Here is a 2,119-nt window from a genome sequence, read left to right as displayed (position 1 = left end):
CCGTCACCCCGTCACCCCGTCACCCCGCCCCTCCACCCCGCTCCTCGCGGATCTCCTGCACCACGCGGGCAGCCGTCTGCCGTACCGCTTCCATCTCGGTCAGGAAGTGCCACCAGTCCGGGTGCCGTCCCTCCAGACCGGCGATCGCGCGCTCCAGGCGCGCCACCGCGTCGTCCAGGGGGCGTGCGTGCCGCGGGTCGGGCGTACTGCGGCCGGCCATTGCCAGCCGTTGTGCGTCCCGTACCGCGAAGCGCGTCCGCTCGACCTCCTTCTCGCGGTCGAAGGACACCTCGTCCAGCCGCCGCAGCCGGTCACCGGCCGCCGAGACCGCCTCGTCGGTCGTGTTCAGCAGGGCCCGCGCGGTCGCCAGCAGGCTCGTGGCGTCGGCCCAGCGCTGTTCGTCGCGGGCCCGCTGGGCCTCGCGCACCTTGGTCTCCGCCTGCGCGACGGCGTCGGCGGCCTGGTCGGGTACGTTCTGGAGGTCCTGCCAGCAGGCCGCGCTGTAGCGCCGGCGCAGTTCGCTCAGTACGGGATCGACCTTGGCCGCCCGCGTCGTGATGGCCTGCGCGCGGGTCCGCAGCGATACCAGCCGCTTGTCGATCTCCGCGGCCTTCTCCGGCAGCCGCTCCGCCTCGGTACGTATGGCCTCGGCCTGGCGCAGTACGTTGTCGGCGCGCCGGATCGTCTCCTGTACGCCGTGCTGCCCGGCGCCCTGGTTCAGCTTGGTCAGCTCGGGCGACAGGGCGGCCAGCCGGGCCGCCAGGTCGTCCGCCTTGTAGTTCTGCGCGCGGACGGAATCCAGCGCGTTGCTCGCGGCCAGCAGGGCCTGCCGGGCCCGCTCGACCGCCGGCGCGAGCCGCGCCAGCTGCGTTTCCGCGGTCTGCAGCAGCGGCCCCAGCCCCTGCGCGAAGCGGTCGAGGTCCGCTTTGACCCGCTCCAGCTCGTCCTTGGCCCGGGTCAGGTCGGCACGCGCCCGCGAAGCCGCGCCGGCGTCCAGGTCGTCCCGGTCGAGGTCGTGGGCGTCGACGGCGCTGATATAGCCCTGGCTGACCTCGTCGATCCGCTGCCCGAAACGCTCGTACTCCTCCGCGGCCCGCACGGCCGCCGGGGAACGGTCGACCGCGGTGATCGTCTCTATGGAGATCCGCAGGTCACGCTGGGCCGTGTCCAGCTCGTAGAACGCCGCGGCCGCAGCGTCCTTCGCCGCCTGGGCATCCGCGCGCTGGCTCTCCCCGCGCCCGAACCAGCGCCGCGTACCACCGCCCGCGAAGGCGGCCGGGGCAGCGGCGGCCAGCAACGGCAGCGGCAGCAGGAGCAGAGTCATGGTGTCCCGGAGCGGACCGCCTCGGGGGCGACGGCGTACTCGCTGCTTGCGCGGCTGCGTGTGTGTCGCCGTCACATCCCTCTCCCGATCGCATCGCCCCTGGCCCGGCTGCCATTCTCCCACCCAGTAGGAACGAACACAGCGGCCGGTTGGTTCGCGATCGAGGGCATGATCCGGCGCGGCCACGGCCCCCGCCCCGAGCCGTCCACAACCCGGGTTTGCAGTGCAGCCCGGAAAGCAAGGTAGTCTGTCGGCTCAGCCAGGGCGCATAGCTCAGCGGTAGAGCGCTGCTCTTACAAAGCAGATGTCACAGGTTCAAATCCTGTTGTGCCCACAGTGAGAAGCCGCAGATGAGCGGTTAGATCGAAGCCCCAACCGAGGTCGGTTGGGGCTTCGTCGTTTTTCAGAGTCCACGGAAAGTCCACATGCCCACGGGCGGCGCGTTGTGTGGGGGCGCGTCTGCGTCTGTCGTCGTGTCGTCGCCTTCCGTGTGATAGCCGACATGCGGGGTGCTTTCGGGCGGTGCAGGCTGAAGGTATGGGTGTGCATTTGCCGGTGATTGTTCATCCGCCCTCGCCGTCGGGTGGGCGTCGGGTCACGGTTCATGGGCAGATCGTCGGGCTGGCGCATGGGCGGGGGGATGTTGCCGAGTTCTTGCGGCGTGCGGGGCTGGCGCCGGATGGCGAGGACATTGATCTGGATACGCCGGGGCTCATCGAGTGGCGGGGCGGGGGCAAGGACGTCTGGATGGCTTCGGGGTGATTGGGGGCCCGGGGTGGTCACGGGGGGTGTGTG

General features: G+C 71.1%; 2 protein-coding genes and 1 tRNA gene. 2 read left to right on the top strand and 1 reads right to left on the bottom strand.

Annotated features, from left to right (window positions below):
* Window positions 1-19: 19 nt before the first annotated feature.
* Entirely contained in the window at window positions 20-1,399 is a 1,380-nt protein-coding gene (locus tag ADK86_RS15375; protein ID WP_053697092.1) for a hypothetical protein, read from the bottom strand.
* Window positions 1,400-1,586: 187 nt separating this feature from the next.
* Between ADK86_RS15375 and ADK86_RS15370 the strand changes: the two genes are divergently transcribed.
* Window positions 1,587-1,658, top strand: a tRNA-Val gene (locus tag ADK86_RS15370).
* Between the two features lie 203 nt (window positions 1,659-1,861).
* A complete protein-coding gene (locus ADK86_RS15365; RefSeq protein WP_030588642.1) occupies window positions 1,862-2,086 on the top strand; it encodes a hypothetical protein in 225 nt (74 codons plus the stop codon).
* The last annotated feature ends 33 nt before the right edge of the window (window positions 2,087-2,119 follow it).

Source organism: Streptomyces sp. NRRL F-5755 (genome assembly GCF_001279365.1).
Lineage (GTDB): Bacteria > Actinomycetota > Actinomycetes > Streptomycetales > Streptomycetaceae > Streptomyces > Streptomyces rimosus.
Note: the sequence above shows the minus strand (reverse complement) of the source record. Positions and strands in the feature narration are given on the sequence as shown.